At 72.3% G+C, this 24,369-nt stretch carries 20 protein-coding genes and 3 tRNA genes; 21 read left to right on the top strand and 2 right to left on the bottom strand.

All coding sequences use genetic code 11. The features are described 5' to 3' along the window. Positions 1-296 precede the first annotated feature (296 nt). From FB465_RS11400 to FB465_RS11360, 9 genes are all read left to right on the top strand, one after another. Complete coding sequence (locus FB465_RS11400) at positions 297-3,734, top strand: Rne/Rng family ribonuclease (protein WP_145790015.1); 3,438 nt, start codon at positions 297-299, stop codon at positions 3,732-3,734. 223 nt (positions 3,735-3,957) lie between these two features. Next, the gene (gene rplU, locus FB465_RS11395; protein WP_145790013.1) at positions 3,958-4,272 is read left to right on the top strand and encodes a 50S ribosomal protein L21; all 315 of its coding nucleotides are present in this window, start codon (positions 3,958-3,960) and stop codon (positions 4,270-4,272) included. 16 nt (positions 4,273-4,288) lie between these two features. Beyond that, positions 4,289-4,546, top strand: coding sequence for a 50S ribosomal protein L27 (gene rpmA, locus FB465_RS11390; RefSeq protein WP_030058248.1), 258 nt, complete (start codon positions 4,289-4,291; stop codon positions 4,544-4,546). Between the two features lie 112 nt (positions 4,547-4,658). Further along, on the top strand, positions 4,659-6,134 hold the full coding sequence (gene obgE / locus FB465_RS11385; RefSeq protein ID WP_145790011.1) for a GTPase ObgE: 1,476 nt from the start codon (positions 4,659-4,661) through the stop codon (positions 6,132-6,134). A gap of 103 nt (positions 6,135-6,237) precedes the next feature. Next, positions 6,238-7,374 (top strand): glutamate 5-kinase, encoded by a 1,137-nt coding sequence (gene proB / locus FB465_RS11380; RefSeq protein WP_145790009.1) that lies wholly within the window; start codon positions 6,238-6,240, stop codon positions 7,372-7,374. A gap of 80 nt (positions 7,375-7,454) precedes the next feature. After that, positions 7,455-7,964 carry a hypothetical protein gene (locus FB465_RS11375; protein ID WP_145790007.1) on the top strand — a complete coding sequence of 170 codons (510 nt, stop codon included), beginning with the start codon at positions 7,455-7,457 and terminating at the stop codon, positions 7,962-7,964. Positions 7,965-8,129: 165 nt separating this feature from the next. Continuing rightward, on the top strand, positions 8,130-9,446 hold the full coding sequence (locus FB465_RS11370; RefSeq protein WP_145790005.1) for a glutamate-5-semialdehyde dehydrogenase: 1,317 nt from the start codon (positions 8,130-8,132) through the stop codon (positions 9,444-9,446). Between the two features lie 75 nt (positions 9,447-9,521). Continuing rightward, entirely contained in the window at positions 9,522-10,106 is a 585-nt protein-coding gene (locus FB465_RS11365) for an SCO2584 family spore wall biosynthesis protein (RefSeq protein WP_145790003.1), read from the top strand. Positions 10,107-10,196: 90 nt separating this feature from the next. Beyond that, complete coding sequence (locus tag FB465_RS11360; RefSeq protein WP_145790001.1) at positions 10,197-11,258, top strand: SCO2583 family membrane protein; 1,062 nt, start codon at positions 10,197-10,199, stop codon at positions 11,256-11,258. A 25-nt stretch (positions 11,259-11,283) separates the two neighbouring features. Here FB465_RS11360 and FB465_RS11355 read toward each other — a convergent pair whose 3' ends face one another. Then, positions 11,284-12,339, bottom strand: a complete 1,056-nt coding sequence (locus FB465_RS11355; RefSeq protein WP_145789999.1) for a M48 family metallopeptidase — start codon at positions 12,337-12,339, stop codon at positions 11,284-11,286. 191 nt (positions 12,340-12,530) lie between these two features. Here FB465_RS11355 and FB465_RS35770 point away from each other — a divergent pair, with 191 nt between their 5' ends. The 8 genes from FB465_RS35770 (at position 12,531) to FB465_RS11325 (ending at position 16,979) form a co-directional block, all read left to right on the top strand. After that, a complete protein-coding gene (locus tag FB465_RS35770) occupies positions 12,531-12,677 on the top strand; it encodes a hypothetical protein (protein ID WP_170290568.1) in 147 nt (48 codons plus the stop codon). A 153-nt stretch (positions 12,678-12,830) separates the two neighbouring features. Continuing rightward, positions 12,831-12,977 carry a hypothetical protein gene (locus tag FB465_RS35765; RefSeq protein WP_170290567.1) on the top strand — a complete coding sequence of 49 codons (147 nt, stop codon included), beginning with the start codon at positions 12,831-12,833 and terminating at the stop codon, positions 12,975-12,977. Between the two features lie 106 nt (positions 12,978-13,083). Then, a complete protein-coding gene (gene nadD / locus FB465_RS11350; RefSeq protein ID WP_145789998.1) occupies positions 13,084-13,710 on the top strand; it encodes a nicotinate-nucleotide adenylyltransferase in 627 nt (208 codons plus the stop codon). A gap of 16 nt (positions 13,711-13,726) precedes the next feature. Further along, the gene (locus tag FB465_RS11345) at positions 13,727-15,517 is read left to right on the top strand and encodes an LCP family protein (protein WP_145789996.1); all 1,791 of its coding nucleotides are present in this window, start codon (positions 13,727-13,729) and stop codon (positions 15,515-15,517) included. Positions 15,518-15,608: 91 nt separating this feature from the next. Beyond that, a complete protein-coding gene (rsfS, locus tag FB465_RS11340) occupies positions 15,609-16,046 on the top strand; it encodes a ribosome silencing factor (RefSeq protein WP_145789995.1) in 438 nt (145 codons plus the stop codon). Further along, positions 16,043-16,690 carry a histidine phosphatase family protein gene (locus FB465_RS11335; RefSeq protein WP_145797274.1) on the top strand — a complete coding sequence of 216 codons (648 nt, stop codon included), beginning with the start codon at positions 16,043-16,045 and terminating at the stop codon, positions 16,688-16,690. Before rsfS ends, FB465_RS11335 begins: the two co-directional genes overlap by 4 nt. A 106-nt stretch (positions 16,691-16,796) precedes the next feature. Further along, positions 16,797-16,869, top strand: a tRNA-Ala gene (locus tag FB465_RS11330). A 37-nt stretch (positions 16,870-16,906) separates the two neighbouring features. Then, positions 16,907-16,979 (top strand) — tRNA-Ala (locus tag FB465_RS11325). Between the two features lie 73 nt (positions 16,980-17,052). On the opposite strand, the gene FB465_RS11320 is transcribed toward FB465_RS11325, so the two are convergent. Continuing rightward, the gene (locus FB465_RS11320; protein WP_246192617.1) at positions 17,053-17,964 is read right to left on the bottom strand and encodes a helix-turn-helix transcriptional regulator; all 912 of its coding nucleotides are present in this window, start codon (positions 17,962-17,964) and stop codon (positions 17,053-17,055) included. A 101-nt stretch (positions 17,965-18,065) separates the two neighbouring features. Here FB465_RS11320 and FB465_RS11315 point away from each other — a divergent pair, with 101 nt between their 5' ends. The 4 genes from FB465_RS11315 to leuS all read left to right on the top strand — a co-directional run bounded on the left by FB465_RS11315 (position 18,066) and on the right by leuS (position 24,328). Continuing rightward, a complete protein-coding gene (locus FB465_RS11315) occupies positions 18,066-19,502 on the top strand; it encodes an MFS transporter (protein WP_145789993.1) in 1,437 nt (478 codons plus the stop codon). A gap of 234 nt (positions 19,503-19,736) precedes the next feature. Beyond that, positions 19,737-19,809 (top strand) — tRNA-Ala (locus tag FB465_RS11310). A gap of 111 nt (positions 19,810-19,920) precedes the next feature. Then, positions 19,921-21,216 carry an NsdA family TPR-like regulatory protein gene (locus tag FB465_RS11305; RefSeq protein WP_145789991.1) on the top strand — a complete coding sequence of 432 codons (1,296 nt, stop codon included), beginning with the start codon at positions 19,921-19,923 and terminating at the stop codon, positions 21,214-21,216. A gap of 229 nt (positions 21,217-21,445) precedes the next feature. Then, a complete protein-coding gene (leuS, locus tag FB465_RS11300) occupies positions 21,446-24,328 on the top strand; it encodes a leucine--tRNA ligase (RefSeq protein WP_145789989.1) in 2,883 nt (960 codons plus the stop codon). Positions 24,329-24,369: the final 41 nt, after the last annotated feature.

Here is a 24,369-nt window from a genome sequence, read left to right as displayed (position 1 = left end):
GCCAGCCCCTTGTGGCCCGCCGACCCGGATGGTCGGTGGGCCCGAGGACCCGTCCGGCAGCCATCCGGTTCGGGGGACGGCCCGGCTTTGAAAACTCAGAAGACTGGTTACACCAGAAGACTTTCGACACCCCGCACCGTGCGGGGCGCCGAGCGAGACTACGAGCCCCTGTGCGGCCTCGCGTCCGCACGGCGACACCGTGGGAGTCGGCCCGCGAAGCTCGCGGCCGACCGGAACACAGGTGCCGCGCCGTGCCCGGATGCGGAGCCCGGGGGCCTGACGGGAGATCCACCCGCATGCTCGAGAACACCGAACCGCAGCAGTCTGCGGCCCCGGCCGGCTCCGATTCCGACAGCTCCGCCGCGCCGCCGCGACGTCGCCGCCGAGCGGTTTCCCGCCCGGCAGGCACGCCGCAGGGCGCAGCCGTGGAGGCCGCCGAGACCGTACTGCCGGCCGAGACCCCCACCCCCGAGCTGCCGGCCGAGCCGGTCGCCGCCCCGGTGGCGGAGCCCGCTGCCGAGAAGCCCGTACGGGCCCGCCGGACCCGTAAGCGTGCCGAGTCCCCGGCCGGTGCGCCGGAGGCCGCCGAGGTCGTCGTGACGGCCCCGGAGCCGGCTGCCGAGCCCGAGGCTCCGGCGGAGCCGGTGGCCGAGGCCCAGGCCGAGCCCGCCGAGAAGCCGGTGCGCGCCCGCCGGACCCGTAAGCGTGCCGAGTCCCCGGCCGGTGCGCCGGTCGTCGCCGAGGCCGAGGCGGCCGCCGAGCCTGGTGCCGCCGCGCCGACTGCCGAGCCCGCCGCCGAGGAGGCCCCTGCCGCCCCCGCGCGCCGCGCCCGCCGTACCCGCCGGGTGGCCGAGCCCGCGCCGGTCGAGGTCGAGGAGACGCCGGAGGAGGAGCCCGTCGAGGCCGAGGCCCCCGCCGAGGAGCCCGAGGCCGTCGAGGAGCCGCAGCCGGTGGTCGAGGAGGCCCCGGCCCCCCGGGCCCGTCGCCGCGCCGTGCGCCCGTCCACCGCGATCTTCCAGGCTCCGGTCTTCCAGGAGCCGACCCCCTTCGTGGCGCCCGCCCCGGCCGCCGCTCCGGCGGCGCCCGCCGCCGCCCAGGCACCGGCTGCGCCGGCCGCCGAGGTCTCGGAGGAGGACGAGTTCGAGTACAGCGGCGTCGGCCGCCGCCGCCGGACCGGCCGCCAGGCCGTCCGGGTGCAGACCCCGTCCCGGACCGCGCCCGCGGCCAGGAAGCCGGTCGAGAAGGCCCCCGCCGAGAAGCCCGTCGAGGTCCCGGTCGAGGAGCCGGTCGAGGCGGCCGCCGTGACCGCGGGTCCGGAGGCCGAGGAGGAGTGGGAGGACGGTCGTCCGTCCCGCCGTCGCCGCCGGGGCGGCCGTCGTCGCCGCCGTGGCGAGGCCGAGGAGTTCGAGGCCGAGACCGCCGAGGCGGAGCAGCCCGAGGTGGCTGCCGCCGAGGAGGAGGAAGAGGAGGAGGACGACCTGGCCGGTGGCCTGGCCTCTTCCCGTCGCCGCCGTCGCCGTCGTCGCCGCAGCGGTGAGGCCGGTGTCGAGGTCGCCGCCGAGACCACCGAGGACGGCGTCCGTACGGTCGTCAAGGTCCGTGAGCCGCGCCGCCGCTCCACCGAGCCGTCCTTCGACCCGGACGAGGTGCAGTCCATCAAGGGCTCCACCCGGCTGGAGGCCAAGAAGCAGCGCCGCCGCGAGGGTCGCGAGCTGGGCCGCCGCCGGGTGCCGATCATCACCGAGGCCGAGTTCCTGGCCCGTCGTGAGTCGGTCGAGCGCGTCATGGTGGTCCGCCAGAACGGCCAGCGCACCCAGATCGGCGTCCTCGAGGACGGCGTGCTGGTCGAGCACTACGTCAACAAGGAGCAGGCCACCAGCTACGTCGGCAACGTCTACCTGGGCAAGGTCCAGAACGTGCTGCCGTCGATGGAGGCCGCCTTCGTCGACATCGGCAAGGGCCGCAACGCGGTGCTGTACGCCGGTGAGGTCAACTTCGGTGCGCTGGGCGGCCACGGCGGCCCGCGCCGGATCGAGTCGGTGCTGAAGTCCGGCCAGTCCGTGCTGGTGCAGGTCTCCAAGGACCCGATCGGCCACAAGGGCGCCCGCCTGACCAGCCAGATCTCGCTGCCCGGCCGCTACCTGGTCTACGTGCCCGAGGGCTCGATGACCGGTATCAGCCGCAAGCTGCCCGAGAACGAGCGGGCCCGCCTGAAGCAGATCCTCAAGAAGATCGTCCCCGAGGACGCGGGCGTCATCGTGCGCACCGCCGCCGAGGGCGCGAGCGAGGACGAGCTGACGCGTGACGTGCAGCGGCTGCAGGCGCAGTGGGAGGAGATCCAGAAGAAGGCCTCCTCCGGCAACGCCCCGGCGCTGCTCTACGGCGAGCCGGACATGACCGTCCGGGTCGTCCGCGACATCTTCAACGAGGACTTCACCAAGGTCATCGTCTCCGGCGACGAGGCGTGGAACACCATCCACGAGTACGTCGGCGGCGTGGCCCCGGACCTCGCAGAGCGGCTCCAGCGCTGGACCTCGGACGTGGACGTGTTCGCCACGTACCGCATCGACGAGCAGCTGATGAAGGCGCTGGACCGCAAGGTCTGGCTGCCCAGCGGCGGTTCGCTGGTCATCGACCGCACCGAGGCGATGGTCGTGGTCGACGTCAACACCGGCAAGTTCGTCGGCCAGGGCGGCAACCTCGAGGAGACCGTCACCCGGAACAACATCGAGGCGGCCGAGGAGATCGTGCGCCAGCTGCGGCTGCGCGACCTCGGCGGCATCATCGTGATCGACTTCATCGACATGGTGCTGGAGTCCAACCGGGACCTGGTGCTGCGCCGTCTGCTGGAGTGCCTGGGCCGGGACCGGACCAAGCACCAGGTGGCCGAGGTCACCTCGCTGGGCCTGGTGCAGATGACCCGCAAGCGGGTCGGCCAGGGCCTGCTGGAGTCCTTCTCCGAGGGCTGCGTGCACTGCAACGGCCGCGGCGTGATCGTCCACATGGAGCAGCCGACCGCCCCCGGTGGCGGCGGTGGCCCGGTGGGCACGGCCGGCGAGGCCGCCGCGGGTGGCGGCAAGCGCCGTCGCCGGGGCAAGGGCGGCGCCGCGCACGAGGAGCCGCAGGCGGTCGAGGAGACGCACGAGCACGAGGAGTTCGAGATCGTCTCCGGTGCCGAGCAGCTGGAGATCGTCGCCTCCGAGCCCGTCGCGGAGCCGGTGGCCGAGCCCGAGGTCAAGGCGGAGCCCGAGGCGCAGCCCAGCCTGGTCGAGATCCCGGCCGCGCCGGCCGTCGGCGGGCGTACCCGCCGCCGCGCGGTGCGCAAGGCGACGGCACCCGCCGGGGCTCCCGGCGAGGCCGAGATCGTGGTGCTGCAGGCCCGTGCGGACGCCGCCATGGAGGCCGCCCTCGCGGCGGCGCCGACCGCCCCTGTGGCGGAGGCGGCGGAGCCCGAGGCGGCCCCGGCGGAGGCAGAGGTCCCGGCCGAGGCCGTGGCAGCTGTCGAGGCCGTGGAAGCCGTCGAGCCCGCGGAGGTCGTCGAGACCGCCGAGGCCGAGGCCGAGGCGCCCGCGCCGAAGAAGCGCGCGCCGCGCAAGGCCGCCGCCAAGAAGACCGCTGCCGCCAAGACCACGGCGACGGCCAAGAAGACCACCGCCCGCAAGACCGCGACCAAGCGGACGAGCGCGGCGGCCAAGAAGGCTGCGGCTGCCGAGGGTGATTCGGCGGCCGAGTGAGCCCTCACCGAGGGGCGGGCGGACTGCCCGCCCCTCGGTGTGTACGGTGCCGGTTTGCCCCTGGGGCGGCTGGTACGTATTCTTGACAGTCGGCGTGTTTACGCCATGCTCCCGAGCACATCACCTCCCGGTTCTTCGTCAGAAGGGCTGGGGGAGGCCCCTGTGTCCGTACCCAGGTGGCTGGCATCGAGAGTTCCGACCGAGTATGGAAAGCAGGTACCGCATGTACGCGATCGTTCGCGCCGGCGGCCGCCAGCACAAGGTCGCCGTCGGCGACGTGCTGGAGATTGACCGCATCGACGCCAAGCCGGGTGACTCGGTGGAGCTCTCGACCATCCTGGTCGTCGACGGTGAGGCTGTCACCTCCGACCCCTGGGTGCTCGCGGGTGTCAAGGCTCACGCCGAGGTCGTCGACCAGACCAAGGGTGACAAGATCGTCATCCTGCGTTACAAGAACAAGACCGGCTACCGTCGGCGCCAGGGTCACCGCCAGCGTCACACCGCCGTCCGCATCACGAGCATCGACTCCGCGAAGTAAGTAAGGGGATAGCGAGATGGCACACAAGAAGGGCGCAAGCTCTACCCGTAACGGCCGTGACTCGAACGCCCAGCGCCTCGGCGTGAAGCGCTTCGGCGGCCAGGTCGTCAGCGCGGGCGAGATCCTCGTCCGCCAGCGTGGCACCCACTTCCACCCGGGTGCGGGCGTCGGTCGCGGTGGCGACGACACCCTGTTCGCGCTGACCGCGGGTGCGGTGCAGTTCGGCAACCGTCGCGGCCGCAAGGTCGTCAACATCGTGGCCGTCGAGGCCTGAGTCTTCTGACCCAGCGTCAAGACTCGCAGGAGGGTGGACCGGAATATTCCGGTCCACCCTCCATGCTTTACAGAAGTTCGACTCTTCTTTCTTTGCTCTGGAGGCACATCCAATGACCACCTTCGTGGACCGCGTCGAGCTGTACGTCGCCGCGGGTAACGGGGGCCATGGCTGCGCCTCCGTGCACCGGGAGAAGTTCAAGCCGCTCGGCGGCCCCGATGGCGGGAACGGTGGTGAGGGCGGCAGCGTCATCCTCACCGTCGACGCCAACATCACCACCCTGCTCGAGTACCACCACTCGCCCAAGCGCAAGGCCACCAACGGCAAGCCGGGCGCGGGCGGTCACCGTACCGGCGCCAACGGCGAGGACCTGGTGCTGCCCGTTCCGGACGGCACCGTCGTCATGGACAAGCAGGGCAACGTGCTGGCCGACCTGGTCGGCCACGGCACCAGCTTCGTCGCCGCCGCCGGCGGCCGCGGCGGTCTGGGCAACTCGGCGCTGGCCTCGGCCCGTCGCAAGGCCCCGGGCTTCGCACTGCTCGGCGAGCCCGGCGAGGCCCGCGACATCGTGATGGAGCTCAAGTCCGTCGCCGACGTCGCCCTGGTCGGCTACCCGAGCGCGGGCAAGTCCTCGCTGATCTCGGTGCTGTCCGCCGCCAAGCCGAAGATCGCGGACTACCCCTTCACCACCCTGATCCCCAACCTCGGCGTGGTCACCGCCGGCGACCTGGTCTACACCGTCGCCGACGTCCCCGGCCTGATCCCGGGCGCCAGCCAGGGCAGGGGCCTCGGCCTGGAGTTCCTTCGGCACGTCGAGCGCTGCTCGGTGCTCGTGCACGTGCTGGACTGCGCGACCCTGGAGCCGGGCCGTGACCCGCTCTCCGACCTGGAGACCATCGAGGCCGAGCTGAGCGAGTACGGCGGGCTGGACGACCGGCCGCGCCTGGTCGCGCTCAACAAGGTGGACGTCCCCGACGGCCAGGACCTCGCCGACATCACCCGTGCCTCCCTGGAGGAGGCCGGCTACCGGGTCTTCGAGGTCTCGGCGGCCTCCCGCCACGGCCTGCGCGAGCTGAACTTCGCCATGGCGCAGATCGTCGCCGAGGCCCGCGCCGCCAAGCCGATCGAGGAGGCGACCCGCATCGTGCTGCGGCCCACGGCCGTTGACGACGCCGGGTTCACCGTCACCGAGGAGGACGGCGCCTTCCGCGTGCGCGGTGTCAAGCCGGAGCGCTGGGTCCGCCAGACCGACTTCTCCAACGACGAGGCCGTCGGCTACCTCGCCGACCGGCTGGCCCGCCTCGGCGTCGAGGACCAGCTGTGGAAGGTCGGTGCCAAGGAGGGCGACACCGTCATCATCGGCCCGGACGACAACGCCGTCGTCTTCGACTGGGAGCCGACCATGGCCGCCGGTGCGGAGATGCTCGGCCGCCGCGGCGAGGACCACCGCTTCGAGAGCCCGCGCCCGGCCGTCGACCGCCGGCGCGAGAAGCAGAAGGTGCGCGACTCCGCCGAGTCGGAGTACCTGGCCTTCGAGGCGATGTCGAGCAACCGTCCGGCCGTCGAGGGTGACGACGAGGACTACTGAGTCCACGGCGTCCGCCTGCTGAAAAGCTGATGGGGCCCGCTGTCCGGATCGCGTAGATTACGCACCGGCGGCGGGCCCGCCCCATGTACCAGCGGAGGACTTGATGACGGATCAGACACTGCGGCAGGAAGTCCTGACCGCCCGGCGGATCGTCGTCAAGGTCGGTTCCTCCTCGCTCACCACCGCCGCCGGCGGCCTGGACGCCGACCGGGTGGACGCCCTGGTGGACGCGCTGGCCAAGATTCACAAGCAGCCCGGCGCCCCGGAGATCGTGCTGGTCTCCTCGGGCGCCATCGCGGCCGGCCTCGCCCCGCTGGGCCTTGAGCGGCGCCCGCACGACCTCGCCCGTCAGCAGGCCGCCGCCAGCGTCGGCCAGGGCCTGCTGGTGGCCCGGTACACGGCGTCCTTCGCCCGGTACGGCGTACGGGTCGGCCAGGTGCTGCTGACCGCCGAGGACGCCAGCCGGCGGGCCCACTACCGGAACGCGTACCGCACCCTGGACCAGCTGCTCGCGATGGGCGCGATGCCGATCGTCAACGAGAACGACACCGTCGCCACCGCCGAGATCAAGTTCGGTGACAACGACCGGCTGGCCGCCCTGGTGGCCCACCTGGTCCGGGCCGACCTGCTGATCCTGCTCTCCGACGTGGACGGCCTCTACAACGGCGACCCGAGCAAGCCCGGCACCAGCAGGATCGCCGAGGTGAGCGGCCCGCACGACCTGGACGGCATCGAGATCGGCAGCGCCGGCAAGGCCGGGGTCGGCACCGGCGGCATGGTCACCAAGGTCGAGGCGGCCCGGATCGCCACCGGCGCGGGCATCCCCGTGGTGCTCACCGCCGCCAGTCACGCGGCCGACGCCCTGGCCGGCCGCCCGACCGGCACGCTCTTCCTGCGCACCGGCAGCCGCTCCGCCGACCGCCTGCTCTGGCTGGAGCACGCCAGTTCCCCCAGGGGCGCCCTCCAGCTCGACCCGGGGGCCGTCGAGGCCGTGGTCTCGGGCGGGAAGTCACTGCTCCCGGCCGGGGTCACCCGGGTCGACGGGGACTTCGCCGCCGGTGATCCGGTGGACCTTCTTGGCGAAAACGGCCACATCGTGGCTCGTGGACTGGTCAACTTTGATGCGAGGGAGTTGCCCCGTCTGCTCGGCCGGTCCACCCGAGAACTGGCCCAGGAGCTCGGTGCCGCGTACGAGCGCGAGGTCATCCACCGCGACGACCTGGTCATCCTGCGCGGCTGACGGGCAGCTCGCGGGGTGCCCTCCCTCCGGGGTAGGGCCCCGTCGGCCCGGACACGACGTCGCCGAACAGGAGGCCGCCGGTGGGACGCAGGCGTCAGAGAGCGCTGCCCGGTCAGCCGCCCCAGCGGAGGCTGACCAGCATCGCGGGCGGCCGGGGCGAGGGCGAGGGCGAACCCGTGGCCGAACCACGGGAGGTCGTACGGGAGTTGCGCTCGACGGCCGATGATGCCGCAGCCGCCGAGGCCGAGCAGCCCCGGCTCTGGCACGTGGTCCTCAGCGTCGCGGGAAAGGTCACCCCGCTGGCCGAGCTGCGGGCGGGCCTCGAGCGGCTGGCCCACGACCACTCCTTCTTCCTGACGGCCCGTTACGCCGCCGACCACGCCGAGCTCCGCTACTGGGAGCAGGCCCGCGACCTCCACGACGCGGCGGCGATCGCGCTGCGGCTGTGGGGCGAGCACAAGGTGACGGCGAACTTACCTCCGTGGGAGATCGTCGGCCTGGAGGTCGTCGACCGGCCGACCTACCACAAACGGGTCGCCGAGGGCTTCGGGGACCCGCCCCCGCACCTGGGCGGCGTGCACCCGTACTGAGGGCCTTCAGGGGCGCGGGGAACTGCGCTGCCAGGCATGCACCTCCGTAGAGGGCTGGTCGCGCACGCAGTTGATCGAGCAGAGCCCCGCGCCCCCGGTGGTAGCCCGATCTCACCGGGTGAAATGCGCGCAGCCCGGGGGTGCCGCAGTCGCTACCCTTGCGGCATGACCAGCGATCACGCCAGCACCGAGAGCCCCGTCCTCGCCGTCGCGCGCCGAGCCCGTGAGGCGGCCGCCGAGCTCGCCCCACTGCCGCGCAAGGCGAAGGACGCCGCGCTGCTGGCGATCGCCGATGCGCTGGTGGCCAGGACCGCCGAGATCACCGCGGCCAACGCCGAGGACGTGGAGCGGGCCCGCGCGGCCGGCACCCCCGAGTCGGTGATCGACCGGCTCACCCTCACCGAGGAGCGGGTCGCGGCGATCGCCTCCGACGTACGGGACGTGGTGAGCCTGCCCGACCCGGTCGGTGAGGTGGTCCGCGGCTACACCCTGCCGAACGGCCTCGACGTCCGCCAGGTCCGCGTCCCGCTCGGCGTGGTCGGCATCGTCTACGAGGCCAGGCCCAACGTCACCGTCGACGCCGCCGCGCTCTGCCTCAAGTCGGGCAACGCCGTCCTGCTGCGCGGCTCGGCCTCCGCGTACCGCTCCAACACCGCACTGGTCGCCGTCCTGCGCGACGCGGTGGCCGAGGCCGGTCTGCCCGCCGACGTGATCCAGCTGGTGCCCGGCGAGAGCCGGGACTCGGTGCAGGAGCTGATGCGCGCCCGCGGTCTGGTCGACGTGCTGATCCCGCGCGGCGGCGCCTCGCTGATCCGTACGGTGGTCGAGGGCTCCACCGTCCCGGTGATCGAGACCGGTACCGGCAACTGCCACGTCTACGTGGACGCCCAGGCGGACCTCGCGATGGCCGTCGGCATCCTGCTCAACTCCAAGGCCCAGCGGGTCAGCGTCTGCAACTCCGCCGAGACCCTGCTGGTCCACCAGGACGTCGCGGACAGCTTCCTGCCGCTCGCGCTGGCCGCGCTGGCGGAGGCGGGAGTGACGGTGCACGGCGACGACGCCGTCCTCAAGGCCGCCGAGGGCTCGCAGGCCACGGTCGTCCCGGCCACCGAGGAGGACTGGGAGACGGAGTACCTCTCCTACGACCTCGCGGCCGCCGTGGTGCCCTCGCTGGAGGCGGCCGTGGCGCACATCCGCCGCTGGTCCTCCGGCCACACCGAGGCGATCGTGACCACCTCGCAGGCGGCCGCCCGCCGGTTCACCCAGCTGGTCGACTCCACCACCGTGGCCGTCAACGCATCCACCCGGTTCACCGACGGGGGTGAGTTCGGCTTCGGTGCGGAGATCGGTATCTCCACCCAGAAGCTTCACGCCCGGGGCCCGATGGGCCTGCCGGAACTGACCTCCACCAAGTACATCGTCACCGGTGACGGCCATGTCAGGGGCGAGGCGACGCAGACCGTGGGCGGCGACGGGAGCTGAAATCCCGCCCCGATCGTGACGGTGCAACTGCGAGGAGCCACAGACAAAAGGCCCGCCCGGTAATACATTGAGTCCGTGGCTGAGGATGTGGGGGGCTCGCCGTACTCCGACGGCGCCGACCACGGTGGTGCGGACGACGAGTTCGCCACCGTGGTCTTCGACGAGGCTTTCGTCCGGTCCGCCGCCGTGCACGAGCCGAGCGCCAAGGAGCGGCAGCTCGCCGCCGCCGAGGCCAGGTTCGAGCCGGACACCGCGGCGCTCGGCCGGAGCTACGAACCGACGGGCGCGGACGGGCTGCCGCTGGAGCTGCGCCCGCACCCGAGCGGCCTGGACGACGACCGCCTCTACCCTGACCCGTGGTCAGGCCCCGGCCGGGCCGCCCGGGCCAGGCGCCGCTCCCGCTGGGGCCGCCACGCCGGGTACGACCCGGTCCGGGCCGGCCGCGGGCGGTACGTCGCCCAGCAGCGGTGGCACCGGCCGGTGGCCTGGGTGCTCGCCGTGGTGATGGGTGTCAGCGTGGTCGCGGTCGCGGTGGCGGCGATCTACCGGGGCACCGGCGGCGCCGCCGAGCCGCCCGGCCGCCCGGAGACCGGCACCAGCTCGCCCGGCGCCGCCTCCAGCCCGCCACCGCCCTCCTCGATGGCGCTGCAGACCGGGTGAGAGGCACTGCCGGCGGCGGTTACCGTCCGCCACGCAGAAGTTACGCCCAGACCCTCGTAGCGGGCCGTACCCCCGCCTTACTCTGGTGTTATGGGTGACCCGCGCGAGCCTCCGGAGGGTACGCCCGACGGTGGTTCCGGAAACGAGGACGAGTACCGATCCGTCGTCTTCGACGAATCGTTCGTGAGGGCTGCCCGGATCCAGGAGCTGTCCGCCCGCGAGCGGCTCGGCAGCAACTACTCCCGTGCCGTGCGGTCCAGGGTGGGGCTCGGCCCCTTCGGCTCGCTGCCCCGGCAGGCGGTGGCACTGCTGCTGCTCGTCGTGCTGGCCTTCGCCGCCGCCGTGTACTTCGGGGTGAGTTCCCCGCGCCGGCAGGCCGCTCAGCCGACCGGCAACCAACTGACCGTCAGCCTGGTGGCACTCAGCCCGAGTTCGGCCGTCACCGGCGTCGACCCGAAGAACCCCTTCGCGGGCCTGCCCACCGGCTACGCCGACGGCGCGGCCGGCCTGGGAACCCCGTCGGGCACCGCGACGGCCCACTTCACCAGGACCGAGGTCACCCGGGCCCTGGACACCGTCCAGCGCTTCCTGGTCACCTCCTCGCTGAGCCCCGCCGGTCTGGTGCAGGGCGAGACGGGCGAGGTCCGCAGCCTGGTGACGCTCGGCGAGCAGGCCCAGTACGACCAGAGCTTCGGCACACCGCGTGACGACCAGCACCATGCCGCGACCGGCTGGCTGGTGCGCTTCGACCCCGGGCAGGTGGCACTGGCCGACAACGCGGTCAAGGTGACCGGCAGCATGCGGGTCGCCGAGGCGGACAGCGGGACGCTCGAGGTCACCACCGACCACACCTTCGTCTACGCGCTGCGGCCCGCCGGGACGGACGTCTCCGCGCCGGTCAGCCTGTTCTCCGTCCGCCGCGAGCTGCGCTTCGAGTTCGACCGCTCGGACATCGGCGCCGCCCGGCTGCGGCTGGTCGACTCCGTCCTGCAGTCCGGCCCGACCTCGTGCGGCGCACAGCTGGCCGACCACCTCCAGCCGATCCTCGCCACCCCCGGCGCCGCGTCCTCCACGCCGCCCGCCGTCGACCCGGCTGACCACTCCCGCCCGGCCTGGCAGCTGTGCGGGACGCTCGGCCGGATCACCGGCTGAACGCCCCGCACAGCCCCGCGTTCCCTCAGCTCTCCTCGCGCGGCGGCTCGGCAGGGCCGCGGGCGCCGGCGAAGGTGTCCCGGAGCTTGCCGCCCACCGTGCCGACGCCACCGGCGACGTCGCGGATCAGGCCCATCAGCGGGTCCTTGCTCTCCTTGACCGACTTCGAGTAGGAGTCGGCAGCGGCCTTCCACTGCTCGCCGACCGAGGTGTCCGGGTCGTCGGCGCGGCGCGGGTAGGCCCCGGCCAGGATCGAGCGGTACTCGTCGCTCTCGGCCCACTTCTTCAGCTTGGCCACCCGGACCACCGCGAAGGGGTGGGTCTGCGGCAGCACCTGGAGCAGCTTGATCACGCCGTCGCGCAGGTCTCCGGCCTTCTCGTACTCCTCGGCCTGCTCCAGGAAGGCGTCCACGTTCATCTCGCCCAGGTTGTGGCCGCCGGCCAGCTTCATCAGGCCGCGCATCGAGGCCTGCAGGTCCTGGCCGGCCAGCAGACCGGCGCGGTCGCAGGAGAGCTCGGCCTTGCGGAACCACTCCTTGAGAGCGGTGATCACGGCGGTGATGGCGAGGTTCCCCAGCGGGATCCAGGCGATCCGGGCGGCGATGTTGGTGAGGATCAGCAGCATCGTCCGGTAGACCGCGTGGCCGGACATCGCGTGGCCGACCTCGTGGCCGATCACGGCCCGCAGCTCCTCCTCGTCGAGCAGCTCGACCAGGCCGCTGGTCACCACGATGATCGGGGTGTCCATGCCGATGCACATGGCGTTCACGGCCGGGTCCTGCGTCACGTACAGGTCGGGGACCTGCTCCAGGTCCAGGACGTACGCGGCGTCACGGACCATGCTGTGGAGCTCGGGGAACTGCCGCTCGGAGGTCTTCACGGCCGTCGCCAGGAACATCAGCCGGACGCTGCGCTCGGAGACCAGCCCCGCCAGCTTCTTCAGGACCTCGTCGAAGCCGGACAGCCTCCGCAGGGCGACCAGGGCCGAGCGGTCCGCCGGGTGCTCCCAGGCCCGGGTGGAGATTCCGGGGAAGCGCTCGCGGCGACGGCTCGGGCTGTTGTCCTTGGTCATGTCGGTCATGGTGTGAGTACCTCCTGGTCGACGCCGGCACCGGCTCCCCGCCGGCCCCCGCTGCTGTTGGCTACAACGTCTGTTCGTGCGTACTCGTCCCCGGCGCTCACGGTACCCCCGGGGGTGCCGTCCGATGTCCGGTACGCCCCGGTCTACGCTGGGTGGACCGGACCGAGCAGTACAGACCGAGGAGCCCGCCGATGTCCCCCGCCACCCTTGTGAGCCTGGCCGGACCGATCTCCACCGAGGCCGGCCCGGGGCTGTTCCTGCGGATCGTCCTGATCGCCTCCGTGGTCGGCGTCGGCCTGCTGGCCTGGCTCCTGGTCAGGGCCGGGCGCAACAACTGACCTACGGGGGACCGCGCGCGGCACCCGACCTACGGGGGATCAGACGCGGTGGGCCGCCGCGCGGTTGCGCAGGCCCCACCCGTACGATGAGCCCGCGGGTCCTCCCGGCCCGCGTCCTGGTCCCCTCACCGAGCCGAGAAGGTCCCGCCGACCATGAGCACTGCTGCACTCCCCGCCCTCGCCCAGCTCGCCGAGGGCGGCAACCACGAGAGCCTCAACCCGCTCCTGACCGGTGGCGTGGCGCTCTTCATCCTCCTGCTGCTGCTCTACGTGACCACGCGCTTCAACCGCGACCGCTGAGCCGGGCCACCGTCAGGGAGCGCTCGGCGAGCAGCCGAACGCTCCCTGTAGTCGCCCTGGGGCGGGCTTGCCCTGGCGCAAGGCACGTCGCGTAAGGTGTGGCGGCATGGGACAGCAGGCCGAGACCCCCGGCGGACCGGTGAAGAAGCGCCTCGGCGTGATGGGTGGCACCTTCGACCCGATCCACCACGGGCACCTGGTCGCCGCCAGCGAGGTGGCGAGTGCATTCCACCTCGATGAGGTGATCTTCGTACCGACCGGCCAGCCGTGGCAGAAGACCGACCGGCAGGTCACGCCCGCCGAGGACCGCTATCTGATGACGGTCATCGCCACCGCGGAGAACCCGCAGTTCTCGGTCAGCCGGATCGACATCGACCGCAAGGGCCCCACCTACACCGTGGACACCCTGCGCGACCTCCACGCCCTGCACCCGGACGCCGACCTGTTCTTCATCACCGGCGCCGACGCCCTGGCCCAGATCCTCTCCTGGCGGGACTCCGAGGAGCTCTTCTCGCTCGCCCACTTCATCGGATGCACCCGCCCGGGGCACACTCTGTCGGACGCCGGCCTTCCGGTGGGCGGGGTCTCCCTGGTGGAGGTCCCGGCGCTGGCCATCTCCTCCACGGACTGCCGGATGCGCGTCGCCAAGGGCGAGCCGGTCTGGTACCTCGTGCCGGACGGTGTGGTCCGTTACATCCACAAGCGGGCGCTCTACGCGCCGGCCCAGCCTTGATCCCGGGAGGGACGGCGTGACCGGATCGGCAGACCGCAGGGGACAGGACGGCGACGGCTACGGCCAGCAACAGGCCTGGCAGCAGCAGCCGGTCTACGACCAGTACGGGCAGCAGCAGGGCTACGTCCAGGAGCCGTACCCGCAGGAGCAGCAGTACCAGGAGTACTACCAGCAGCCCGGCTACGACCCGTACGCGCAGCAGCAGGCGTACGTCCAGGACCATCCCCCAGCCTCCGGCCGGGGGTACCCCCATCAGGGCTACCAGCAGCAGTACCCGCAGCAGCAGGAGTACCAGCCGCAGCAGCCGGTCTACGACCCCTACGGCCAGCAGCAGGCCTACGTGCAGGACCCCTACGGCACCGGGCAGCAGCCCGTCGTGCAGCCGGCGGCCCAGCCCGTGGCACCCGTCCAGCCCGTGGCACCCGTGCAGCCGGCCCGGCCCGTCCGGCCGGTCGTCCCGCCGCGTCCGCGTCCGGCCGAGCCCGTCGTGCCGGTCCGGCCGGAGGAGCCCTCCGAGCAGGTCGGCGGCCGCCGTACCGCCAAGGTGCAGGCCGAGGACTACGGGACGGGCGAGTTCACCTTCGTCGACGAGGAGGCGGAGGAGACCGAGGACGTCATCGACTGGCTGAAGTTCGCCGAGTCGCGCAGCGAGCGCCGTGACGAGCGTCGCCGCAAGCTGCGCAACCGCGCGATCGGCCTGGTCGTGGTGCTGGCCCTGGCGGCCGGCGCCAGCGCGGGCTACCTCTGGTGGACCGGCAAGATCGGCGGCGCCCCCACGGCGGCCAAGGCCGCCGGGCCGCGGCAGGTGAACGTGGTGCATCTGAGAGACCTTCAGGGCAAGGTCAGCACCGCCCTGCTGGTCAACGACGAGGCGGGCCAGAAGGGTTCGGTCCTGCTGCTGCCGGAGACCCTCAAGCTGCCCAGCACCGGGGACACCGCGACCGTCGCCCTCGGCCAGGCGATGGACTCCGTCGGCCCCTCCGCCACCCGGGACGGGCTGAACACCGTGCTCGGCGCGACCGTGGCCGGCACCTGGCGGCTGGACACCCCGTACCTGCAGCTGCTGGTGGCCCAGCTCGGCGGCATCAAGGTGGACACCAACGCCGAGGTGCACGACGCGGCCGGCAAGTCGCTCGCGCCGGCCGGCAAGGCGGTCACGCTGAACGGCCAGGCGGCCGTCGCGTACGCCACCTACCAGGCGACCGGTGAGGGCCGGGACGCCCAGCTGGCCCGGTTCGGGCAGGTGCTCGACGCGCTGGTGCGCACCATGCCCACCGACCTGGCCGAGGCCCAGGACGACGTGCACCGGATGAACGCGGTGCTCGACCCCTCGCTGCCCGAGCAGGCGCTGGCGGGCGTCCTGGCCCAGCTCGCCAAGCAGGCGAAGAACGGCCACTTCGGCACCGCCACGCTGAAGGTGAAGCAGGACGGCACGCTGGACGAGGCGACCGCCGGCCAGCAGGTCAAGGAGGTCCTCGGCGGCACCGTGCACAGCGCCCAGGGCGGCAGCAGCGCGACGGTCCGGGTCAGCATCCTGAACGCCTCCGGCAACGCGGATGCGGCGAACTCGGCGGCCGTCCAGGTCACCAACTCCGGTCTGGACGTCGTCCCGGCCAGTGACAAGTCCGGCAGCACCCAGGCCACCAGCGAGATCCGCTACGCCGACGACTCCAAGCAGGCCGCCGCGAAGTCGCTGGCGACCAGCCTCAACCTGAAGGAGACGGCGGTGAAGAAGGTCACCGACGCGCAGAACGCGGACCTGGTGGTCGTGCTGGGCAAGGACTATCAGGTCCCCAAGCAGCAGTAACGCGGCGAGGCCCCGGTAATCCGACCGGGGCCTCTCGTTCTTCGTGAGATCCTGGAAGGCGTTATCTCTGTAGCCAAGCCGGAAGAACACTGTGACTGCCACGGACCACAGCCAGGAACTGATCAACGTCGCCGCCCAGGCGGCGGCTGACAAGCTGGCCCACGACATCATCGCCTTCGACGTCAGCGACGTGCTGGCGATCACCGACGCCTTCCTGATCGCCTCCGCGGCCAACGACCGCCAGGTGAAGTCGATCGCCGAGGAGATCGAGGACCAGCTCCGCGAGAAGCTCGACGTCAAGCCGGTGCGCCGGGAGGGCGAGCGCGAGGGCCGGTGGATCCTGCTCGACTTCCTGGACATCGTGGTGCACGTCCAGCACTCGGAGGAGCGCTCCTTCTACTCCCTCGACCGGCTGTGGAAGGACTGCCCCGAGCTTCCGATCCCCGCCGACGCGCTGGCCACCCGCAACCGTCCCGAGAACGCCGTCACCGACGCCGCCGGCAACGTCACCGCCGAGGACGAGAGCTGAGCCGCGCCGCGCGGGGCCCGCGCATCGTCTTCTGGCGACACGGCCAGACGTCCTGGAACCTCGAGTCGCGGTTCCAGGGCACCACCGACATCGAGCTGACCGACCAGGGCATCTTCCAGGCCCGGCGGGCTGCCAAGCTGCTGGCCGGGCTCCGCCCCGACCTGCTGATCTCCTCGGACCTCAAGCGCGCCAAGCACACGGCCGCCCAACTGTCCAAGATCACCGGCCTGGACGTGCAGCACCACGAGGGCCTGCGCGAAACCTACGCGGGCGAGTGGCAGGGGCTGACCAACGCCGAGATCCGGGCCCGCTTCCCGGAGCAGTACGAGGCGTGGGCGCAGGGCGAGCCGGTCCGGCGCGGTGGCGGCGAGCTGAGCACCGAGGTGGCCGACCGCTCGGTCCCGGTCGTGCTGCAGGCGGCCGAGAAGCTGCCGGAGCACGGCACCCTGGTCGTGGTCAGCCACGGCGGCACCATCCGCACGATGCTCGGGCGGCTGCTCGGCCTGCACCCGGCCCAGTGGGAGTGCTTCGGCGGTCTCTCCAACTGCTGCTGGTCCGTGCTGGGGCAGGGCGCGCGCGGCTGGCGCCTGCTGGAGCACAACGCGGGCACGCTGCCGCAGCCGGTGATCGGCGACGACACCTGAGCGACGGGGAGGGGATTTCGCAGTTCCGGGCCTGACCAGCTAGAGTCTTCCTCGTTCGCAGGAAAGAACGCCGCCCGAGAGGGAGGCGGGGAGTTCCTCCGAGTGCGGGGCTGTAGCTCAGTTGGTAGAGCGCTTGCATGGCATGCAAGAGGTCCGGGGTTCAATTCCCCGTAGCTCCACTCCGCACCAGTGGTCCGCGAGGGCCGCGCGTGTCGCGGGGCTGTAGCTCAGTTGGTAGAGCGCTTGCATGGCATGCAAGAGGTCCGGAGTTCAATTCTCCGTAGCTCCACAGCGAGACCGAGGCCGCCTTCCCGTCAGGGAGGCGGCCTTCGTCGTACCGGTAGCCGTGAGTGCCACGGTGGTCAGCAGTCGTGGCGGTGGTCGGCCGGCGGGGTGCCGGGGTTCGCCGCGAGCCACTCGATCCGCTCGCGGTCCCGCGGGCCCTCCGGGGTGTAGACCACCAGGTAGACCTCGGGTGCGGCCGGGATGGTCAGGTACGAGGCCTGGAACCGCATCTCGCCCACCGCCGCGTGCCGGAAGACCTTGAGCGAGGTCCTGGGCGGCGCGACCTCCTGGCGGGCCCACAGCTCACGGAACTCCGGGCTGGCCGCCGCGAGGTCCCGGATGTACTCCTCCCAGACCGGCTCCCCGACGTGCCGCCCGTACGCGCCCCTCAGCACGCCCACCATCCGGGGCAGCTCCTCGTCCCGGTTGAGGAACGGGTTGCAGCAGTCCGGCACGGTGAACGCGCACCACATGCTGTTGCGCCGCCCGTCCGGCGAGCGCGGGCGGGTCGCGCCGGGGAACAGTGCGTCGTACGCGCCGTTGAACCGCAGCAGGTCGTAGCGGCCGTTGCAGATCGCGGCGGGCAGCGGGTCGAGCTGGTCGATGATCACCTGGTTCACCGGGTCCAGGATCGGGCAGGCCGTGTCCGCGAGCCGCTGCGGGCTGAAGCCGGCCAGCCGGAACAGGTGGTCCCGTTCGGTGCCGTCGAGCCGCAGCGTCCGCGCCACCGCCTCCAGCACCTGCTCGCTCGCGTTGATCGGGCGCCCCTGCTCCAGCCACGTGTACCAGGTCACCCCGACCCCGGCCAGCTGCGCCACCTCCTCGCGGCGCAGCCCCGGCGTACGGCGGCGCAGGCCGGGCGGCAGGCCGACGGCCTCGGGGGTCACCCGGGCGCGGCAGGCCTTGAGGAACCTGGCCAGTTCCGTCCGCCGCCGGTCCTTCCCCGGTGCGGCGGCCACGGCCTCGGTACGTTCGTCCAGCATGGTCATCCCCCCATCGTGACGGATCCCCGCTGCCGCTGACAGGTGCTGTCAGTACCAGGATCAGCAGGCTCTAACCACCAGTATCAGCGCGCCCGCACGATGGGTCCATGACGGACCTTCAGATACGCGCCACCGCCGCACCCGCGGCCCCGGGGACGACGGCCCGGCCGGGGCTGCTCCTCCTTCTCGTCCTCACCGGCCAGTTCATGGCCCTGCTCGACGTCTCCATCGTCAACGTCGCCGTCCCGACCATCAGGACCGACCTGCACGCCTCCGGCGCGGCCCTCCAACTGGTCATCGCCGGCTACACCATCGCGTACGCGGTGCTGCTGATCTCCGGCGCCCGGCTCGGTGCCCGGTTCGGCTACAGCAGGCTGTTCCAGTACGGCCTGGTCGGCTTCACCGCGGCCTCGCTGGCCTGTGGCCTCGCCCCGAACACCGGCTCGCTGATCGGCTTCCGTCTGCTCCAGGGCGTGGGGGCGGCGCTGATGGTGCCCCAGGTGATGAGCCTCATCCAGCGCACCTACACCGGCGCCGCGCGCGCCCGTGCGCTCGGGCTGTACTCGGCGGTGATCGCAGGCGGTATGGCCATCGGACAGGTGCTCGGCGGCCTGCTGGTCAGCGCGGACCTGTTCGGCGCCGGCTGGCGGCCGGTCTTCCTGGTGAACGTACCGATCGGGCTGGCGCTGCTGGCGTTCAGCCGGCGGCTGCTGCCGGTACTTCCGGGCGACAGCAGCCGCCGCTTCGACCTGGTGGGGCTGGTGGTGCTGGCGGTGGCCCTCGGGTTGCTGGTGGTGCCGCTGGTGCTCGGGCACGAGCTCGGCTGGCCGGTCTGGGCCTGGGTGGCGCTGGCGGGCAGCGCGGCGATGTTCGGGCTGTTCGGCGTGGTCGAGCGGCGGATCGCCGCCCGCGGCGGCCAGCCGCTGATCCCGGGCCGGGTGCTGCGCGCACCCGGGCTGGTACCGGCGGCCGGGGCGATCTTCCTGATCATGGCGGGCTTCGCCGGCTTCATGTTCGCCTTCGCCCTGCACCAGCAGGCCGGCCTCGGCCACAGCGCGCTGCGCGCCGGTCTGCTCTCCGGGCCGGTCGCGGTCGGCTTCGGCCTCTCCAGCCTGCACTGGCAGCGGCTTCCCCAGCGGCTGCACCTGCCGCTGCCGATGCTGGCTCTGGCCGTGGTGGCGCCCGCCTACCTGGTCTTCGGGGTGATCCTGCGCGGCGGCGCCGAGATCGGCTTCGGTGCCGAGGCGGTGCTCACAACGGCGGGCCTGGCGGCCGGCTGCGCGTACAGCCCGCTCTTCGCCCGGGCGCTGAGCAGGGTCGACCCGGCGGACGCCGCCGACGGCAGCGGGGTGGTGGTGACGGTGATCCAGGTCGGCCAGGTGGTCGGGGTGGCCCTGCTCGGGACCGTCTTCCTCGGCGAGGTCAGCTTCCCGGCCCCGGCCCGTACGTCAGGGCACGCGCTGCTGGTCACCAGCGCCGCCATCGCGCTGGCGTTCGCGGCGGCCGCCGCCTTCGCCCTGCGCACCCGCCGCGCGGCCGGCTGAGCGGGTCCTGATCCGTCCGTCCATGACGTGGCCGGCGCTGCTCAGCGGGGGTGAGCAGCGCCGGGCGGCGGTCCGAGCAGGTGGCCGTGCTCCCGTCGGGGAACGGCGTGCGCTGACCGGTCATCAGCGGGACCCGGCTGTTCTCCGGGGCGGAACTGATTAGTGGACTGGGCCCAGGACCGTGTAAAGTAGGCGACGTCGCCGAGGGAAACAACCGGTGACGTCGCAGGTCAAGGGGCTGTAGCTCAGTTGGTAGAGCGCTTGCATGGCATGCAAGAGGTCCGGGGTTCAATTCCCCGTAGCTCCACAGGACATGAAGGCCGCCTCCCGAATCGGGAGGCGGCCTTCGTCGTGTCGGCAGCGGCGCGGGATGCGGGGACCCTACCGAGGCGCCGGGCCCGCCCGCTACGGTCGTGGCATGGCCGATCTGGCGCGCAAACGGAACGAAGAGCTGGCCCGGATACTGCACCAGCTCGGGTGGAGCCCCGAACGGCTGGCCCGCGAGGTCAACGCCGCACTCCCCGCCGCGCTGGCGATCAGCTCCACCGCCCCGTACAAGTGGCGCGACCGGGGCATGGTGCCCCGGGCCCCGCACGACCAGACCGTCTGCGAGGTGCTCAGCCGCACCGTGGGCATCGCCGTCACGTACGAGCAGCTCTGGGGCCAGATGGGCAGCAACCGCGGCGCCAAGATCCTCTCGCCGCGGCTGCTGACCGACCCGTGGACGGCCGACACCGCGCAGACCGCCCTCCGGGAGGCCGGGGCGGACGCCGCACCCGTACGGCTCACCGACCTCTTCCGCGGCGACGAGCTGGAGCAGGCGGCCCGCCACTGGGCCTCGCCGGCCCCCGAGGTCACCGGCGGCGAGGGCGCCCTGCGGATCGCCCGCGAGCAGCTGGCCGACCTCCGGCTCTCGTATGACAGCAAGCAGCGCCTGGAACGAACCTACGGCGGCGGACTGATCCTCGACCTCGCCAAGGCCGAGCTGGCCATGGTCGGCAAGCTGCTGGAACTCGGCGCGTACGACGAGACGCTCGGCCGGGAGCTGTACGGCGCGGCGAGCCGGCTGGCCAGGCTGGTCGGCTGGGCCAACTACGACATGGGCAACGACGCGGCGGCGCAGCGGGCCTTCGTCGCGGCCCTGCGGGCGGCCCATGTGTCGGGCGATCCCCGGCTCGGGGTGAGCGTGGTGGGCTGTCTCGCCGTGCAGGCCACCCACAACTCGGGCGGGCGCGGCCTGGACGCGGTGGCGATGCTCTCCACCGCGCTGCGGGCGGCCGAGGAGGTGCTGACCCCGCGTGAGCGGGCACTTCAGCTGGGCCGGATAGCGCGGGCGCACGGCAAGAAGGGGGAGCAGATCAGTGCCGAGGCCGTCGCCGAGCGGGCGTTCCTGGCGCTGGAGGGCGAGTCCGGGCACGGTCAGGAGTGGGCGGACCTGGAGGGCATGGTGGGGGAGGGGTACCTCTTCCTGGGCGACCACGAGCGGGCACAGCACCTGCTGGCGGGTGCCGTCGCCGCGCTGTCGCCCGAGCGGGCGCGCGCGAAGGCGCTGCTGATGGTGCGGCTCGCCGACTCGTACCAGCGCACCGGGGAGCACCAGGAGGCCGAGCGGATCGCGGACGAGGCGCGGCGGCTGGCGGCGGGGATGCAGTCCGCGCGGGTGGCGCGGGCGCTGCGGGACTTCGACGCGGCGGCGCGGGCCACGGTCGGCTGACCGGAGGCGGCGCTCCGCGCCGACCCGGCCTTGGGGCGCTTGGCCGTGCGGTACCCTGAGCCCATGCGAACCGTGCGCCTGCTCCTTAGCCGGCCGCGCTGACCAGGACCGGCTGAGCCTTCGGGCGGGTGCCGGAGTCGGCGTGGCGTCCCCTCCTGCGAGGGGCTTTTTTGTTTCCCGGACCTGGCCGCTGGTTCGCTAACTGACATCGATGGAGCCCTGAAGGACCATGAGCGAGACGACCCCTGCTTCCGGCGCGGCCGAGGCCGCCACCGAGCCCTTCCGCTACGGCGCCGCGCTGGCGGCCGAGATCGAGTCCCGCTGGCAGGACGTCTGGGAGAAGGAGGGGACGTTCAACGCCCCCAACCCGGCCGGTGCCCTGTCGGACGCGGCGGCCGGTGACGTCTCCGCCAAGCCGCACAGCTTCATCATGGACATGTTCCCGTACCCCTCCGGTGCCGGCCTGCACGTCGGCCACCCGCTGGGCTACATCGCGACCGACGTCTACGCCCGCTACCAGCGGATGACCGGCCACAACGTGCTGCACACCCTGGGCTACGACGCCTTCGGCCTGCCGGCCGAGCAGTACGCCGTCCAGACCGGCACCCACCCCCGCGTCTCCACCGAGGCGAACATCGCCAACATGCGGCAGCAGCTGCGCCGCCTGGGCCTGGGCCACGACTCGCGCCGCTCGATCTCCACGATCGACCCCGAGTACTACCGCTGGACGCAGTGGATCTTCCTGCAGATCTTCAACTCCTGGTACGACTCCGAGGCCGACCGGGCCCGTCCGATCGCCGAGCTGATCGCGCAGTTCGAGAGCGGCACGCGTCGGACCCCGGACGGGCGCGCCTGGGCGTCGCTGTCCGGCGCCGAGCGCGAGGAGCTGCTGGGCGAGTACCGGCTGGCGTACTCCAAGGAGGTGCCGGTCAACTGGTGCCCCGGGCTGGGCACCGTGCTGGCCAACGAGGAGGTCACCGCGGACGGCCGCTCCGAGCGCGGCAACTTCCCGGTGTTCAAGTCCAACCTGCGCCAGTGGATGATGCGGATCACCGCCTACTCCGACCGGCTGATCAAGGACCTGGACCTGCTGGACTGGCCCGAGGCCATCAAGCTGCAGCAGCGCAACTGGATCGGGCGTTCCGAGGGCGCCCGGGTCGACTTCGCCGTCGGCGGCGACCGGGCGATCACCGTCTTCACCACGCGCCCTGACACCCTGTTCGGCGCCACCTACATGGTGCTGGCCCCCGAGCACGAGCTGGTCGACGCGATCGTCCCGGCCGAGTGGCCGGCCGGCACCCACGAGGACTGGAAGGGCGGCGCCGCCACCCCCGCCGAGGCCGTGGCCGCGTACCGCGCCGAGGCCGCCGCCAAGTCGGACGTCGAGCGCCAGGTCGACGCCAAGATCAAGACCGGCGTCTTCACGGGCGCCTACGCCGTGAACCCGGTCAGCGGCGAGCCCGTCCCGGTCTTCATCGCCGACTACGTGCTGATGGGCTACGGCACCGGCGCCATCATGGCCGTCCCCGCCCACGACCACCGCGACTTCGCCTTCGCCCGCGCCTTCGACCTGCCGATGCGCTGCGTGGTCGAGCCGACCGACGGCCGCGGCGAGTCCACGCGGACCTGGGACGACGCCTTCGACACCTACGACTCCGTCATCGTGAACTCGGTGCACGACGAGCTGTCGCTGAACGGCCTGAGCGTCGTCGACGCCAAGGCCGCCGTGACGGCGTGGCTGACCTCCCACGGCATCGGCGAGGGGACGGTCAACTACCGCCTGCGCGACTGGCTGTTCAGCCGTCAGCGGTACTGGGGCGAGCCCTTCCCGATCGTCTACGACGAGGACGGCGTGATGCACGCGCTGCCCGAGTCGATGCTGCCGGTCGAGGTCCCCGAGGTCGAGGACTACTCTCCGCACACCTACGACCCCTACGACTCCACCTCGTCGCCGAAGACTCCGCTGTCCCGCAACGAGGCCTGGGTCACCGTCGAGCTGGACCTGGGCGACGGTGTGAAGACGTACCGCCGCGAGACCAACACCATGCCCAACTGGGCCGGTTCGTGCTGGTACGAGCTGCGCTACATCGACCCGGTCAACGGCGAGAAGGTGGTCGACCCGGCCAACGAGCGCTACTGGCTGGGCGCGACCGCCGAGAAGCCGGCCGGCGGCGCGGACCTGTACGTCGGCGGTGCCGAGCACGCGGTGCTGCACCTGCTGTACGCCCGCTTCTGGCACAAGGTGCTGCACGACCTGGGCCACGTCTCCTCGGTCGAGCCGTTCCACAAGCTGTTCAACCAGGGCATGATCACCGCGGACGTCTACCGCGACGAGCGCGGCTTCCCGGTGCCCGCCGCCGAGGTCGAGGAGCGCGGCGGCACGTACTTCTGGAACGGCGAGCCGGTCAAGCGCGAGGCCGGAAAGATGGGCAAGTCGCTGAAGAACGCGGTCGCGCCCGACGAGATCGCCGACGAGTACGGCGCGGACACCCTGCGCCTGTACGAGATGTCGATGGGCCCGCTGGACGTCTCCCGCCCGTGGGACACCCGCGCGGTCGTCGGCTCGTACCGCTTCCTGCAGCGGCTGTGGCGCAACATCGTCTCGGAGGCCAACGGCGAGCTGGTGGTGACGGAGGAGGAGCCCGACGAGGCGACTCTGCGGGCGCTGCACAAGGCGATCGACGGCATCCGCGGGGACATGGCCGGACTGCGCTTCAACACGGCGGTCGCCAAGGCCATCGAGCTGAACAACTTCCTGGTGAAGCGCGGCTCCACGCCGCGTGCGGTGGCCGAGCAGATCGTCCTGCTGGTCGCCCCGCTGGCCCCGCACATCGCCGAGGAGCTGTGGCGCCGCCTGGGCCACACCGAGTCGCTGGCCCACACCGACTACCCGGTCGCCGACCCGGCGTACGTGGTCGACGAGACGGTGACCTGCGTCGTCCAGATCAAGGGCAAGGTCAAGGCCCGGCTGGAGGTCGCGCCGTCGATCTCCGACGCCGAGCTGGAGGCCCTGGCGCTGGCCGATGCGGCGGTCGTCGCCGCGATCGGCGACGCGCCGGTCCGCAAGGTGATCGCGCGGGCACCGAAGCTGGTGAACATCGTCACCGGCTGACCGATGCCGGTTCGCGGCGGGCGGCCTCTCCCGGGGTTTCG

It is taken from the genome of Kitasatospora atroaurantiaca, assembly GCF_007828955.1.
GTDB classification, from domain to species: domain Bacteria; phylum Actinomycetota; class Actinomycetes; order Streptomycetales; family Streptomycetaceae; genus Kitasatospora; species Kitasatospora atroaurantiaca.
The sequence above is the reverse complement of the archived record's forward strand: the minus strand, read 5'-3'. Positions and strand labels throughout refer to the sequence as shown.

Coding starts and splice junctions, on each gene's coding strand:
- nadD (WP_145789998.1), top strand. CDS start 13,084: ATGGGACAGCAGGCCGAGACCCCCGGCGGACCGGTGAAGAAGCGCCTC.
- FB465_RS11320 (WP_246192617.1), bottom strand. CDS start 17,964: ATGACCATGCTGGACGAACGTACCGAGGCCGTGGCCGCCGCACCGGGG.
- FB465_RS11315 (WP_145789993.1), top strand. CDS start 18,066: ATGACGGACCTTCAGATACGCGCCACCGCCGCACCCGCGGCCCCGGGG.
- rplU (WP_145790013.1), top strand. CDS start 3,958: ATGTACGCGATCGTTCGCGCCGGCGGCCGCCAGCACAAGGTCGCCGTC.
- FB465_RS35770 (WP_170290568.1), top strand. CDS start 12,531: ATGTCCCCCGCCACCCTTGTGAGCCTGGCCGGACCGATCTCCACCGAG.
- proB (WP_145790009.1), top strand. CDS start 6,238: ATGACGGATCAGACACTGCGGCAGGAAGTCCTGACCGCCCGGCGGATC.
- FB465_RS35765 (WP_170290567.1), top strand. CDS start 12,831: ATGAGCACTGCTGCACTCCCCGCCCTCGCCCAGCTCGCCGAGGGCGGC.
- FB465_RS11305 (WP_145789991.1), top strand. CDS start 19,921: ATGGCCGATCTGGCGCGCAAACGGAACGAAGAGCTGGCCCGGATACTG.
- leuS (WP_145789989.1), top strand. CDS start 21,446: ATGAGCGAGACGACCCCTGCTTCCGGCGCGGCCGAGGCCGCCACCGAG.
- rpmA (WP_030058248.1), top strand. CDS start 4,289: ATGGCACACAAGAAGGGCGCAAGCTCTACCCGTAACGGCCGTGACTCG.
- FB465_RS11355 (WP_145789999.1), bottom strand. CDS start 12,339: ATGACCGACATGACCAAGGACAACAGCCCGAGCCGTCGCCGCGAGCGC.
- obgE (WP_145790011.1), top strand. CDS start 4,659: ATGACCACCTTCGTGGACCGCGTCGAGCTGTACGTCGCCGCGGGTAAC.
- FB465_RS11370 (WP_145790005.1), top strand. CDS start 8,130: ATGACCAGCGATCACGCCAGCACCGAGAGCCCCGTCCTCGCCGTCGCG.
- FB465_RS11360 (WP_145790001.1), top strand. CDS start 10,197: ATGGGTGACCCGCGCGAGCCTCCGGAGGGTACGCCCGACGGTGGTTCC.
- FB465_RS11400 (WP_145790015.1), top strand. CDS start 297: ATGCTCGAGAACACCGAACCGCAGCAGTCTGCGGCCCCGGCCGGCTCC.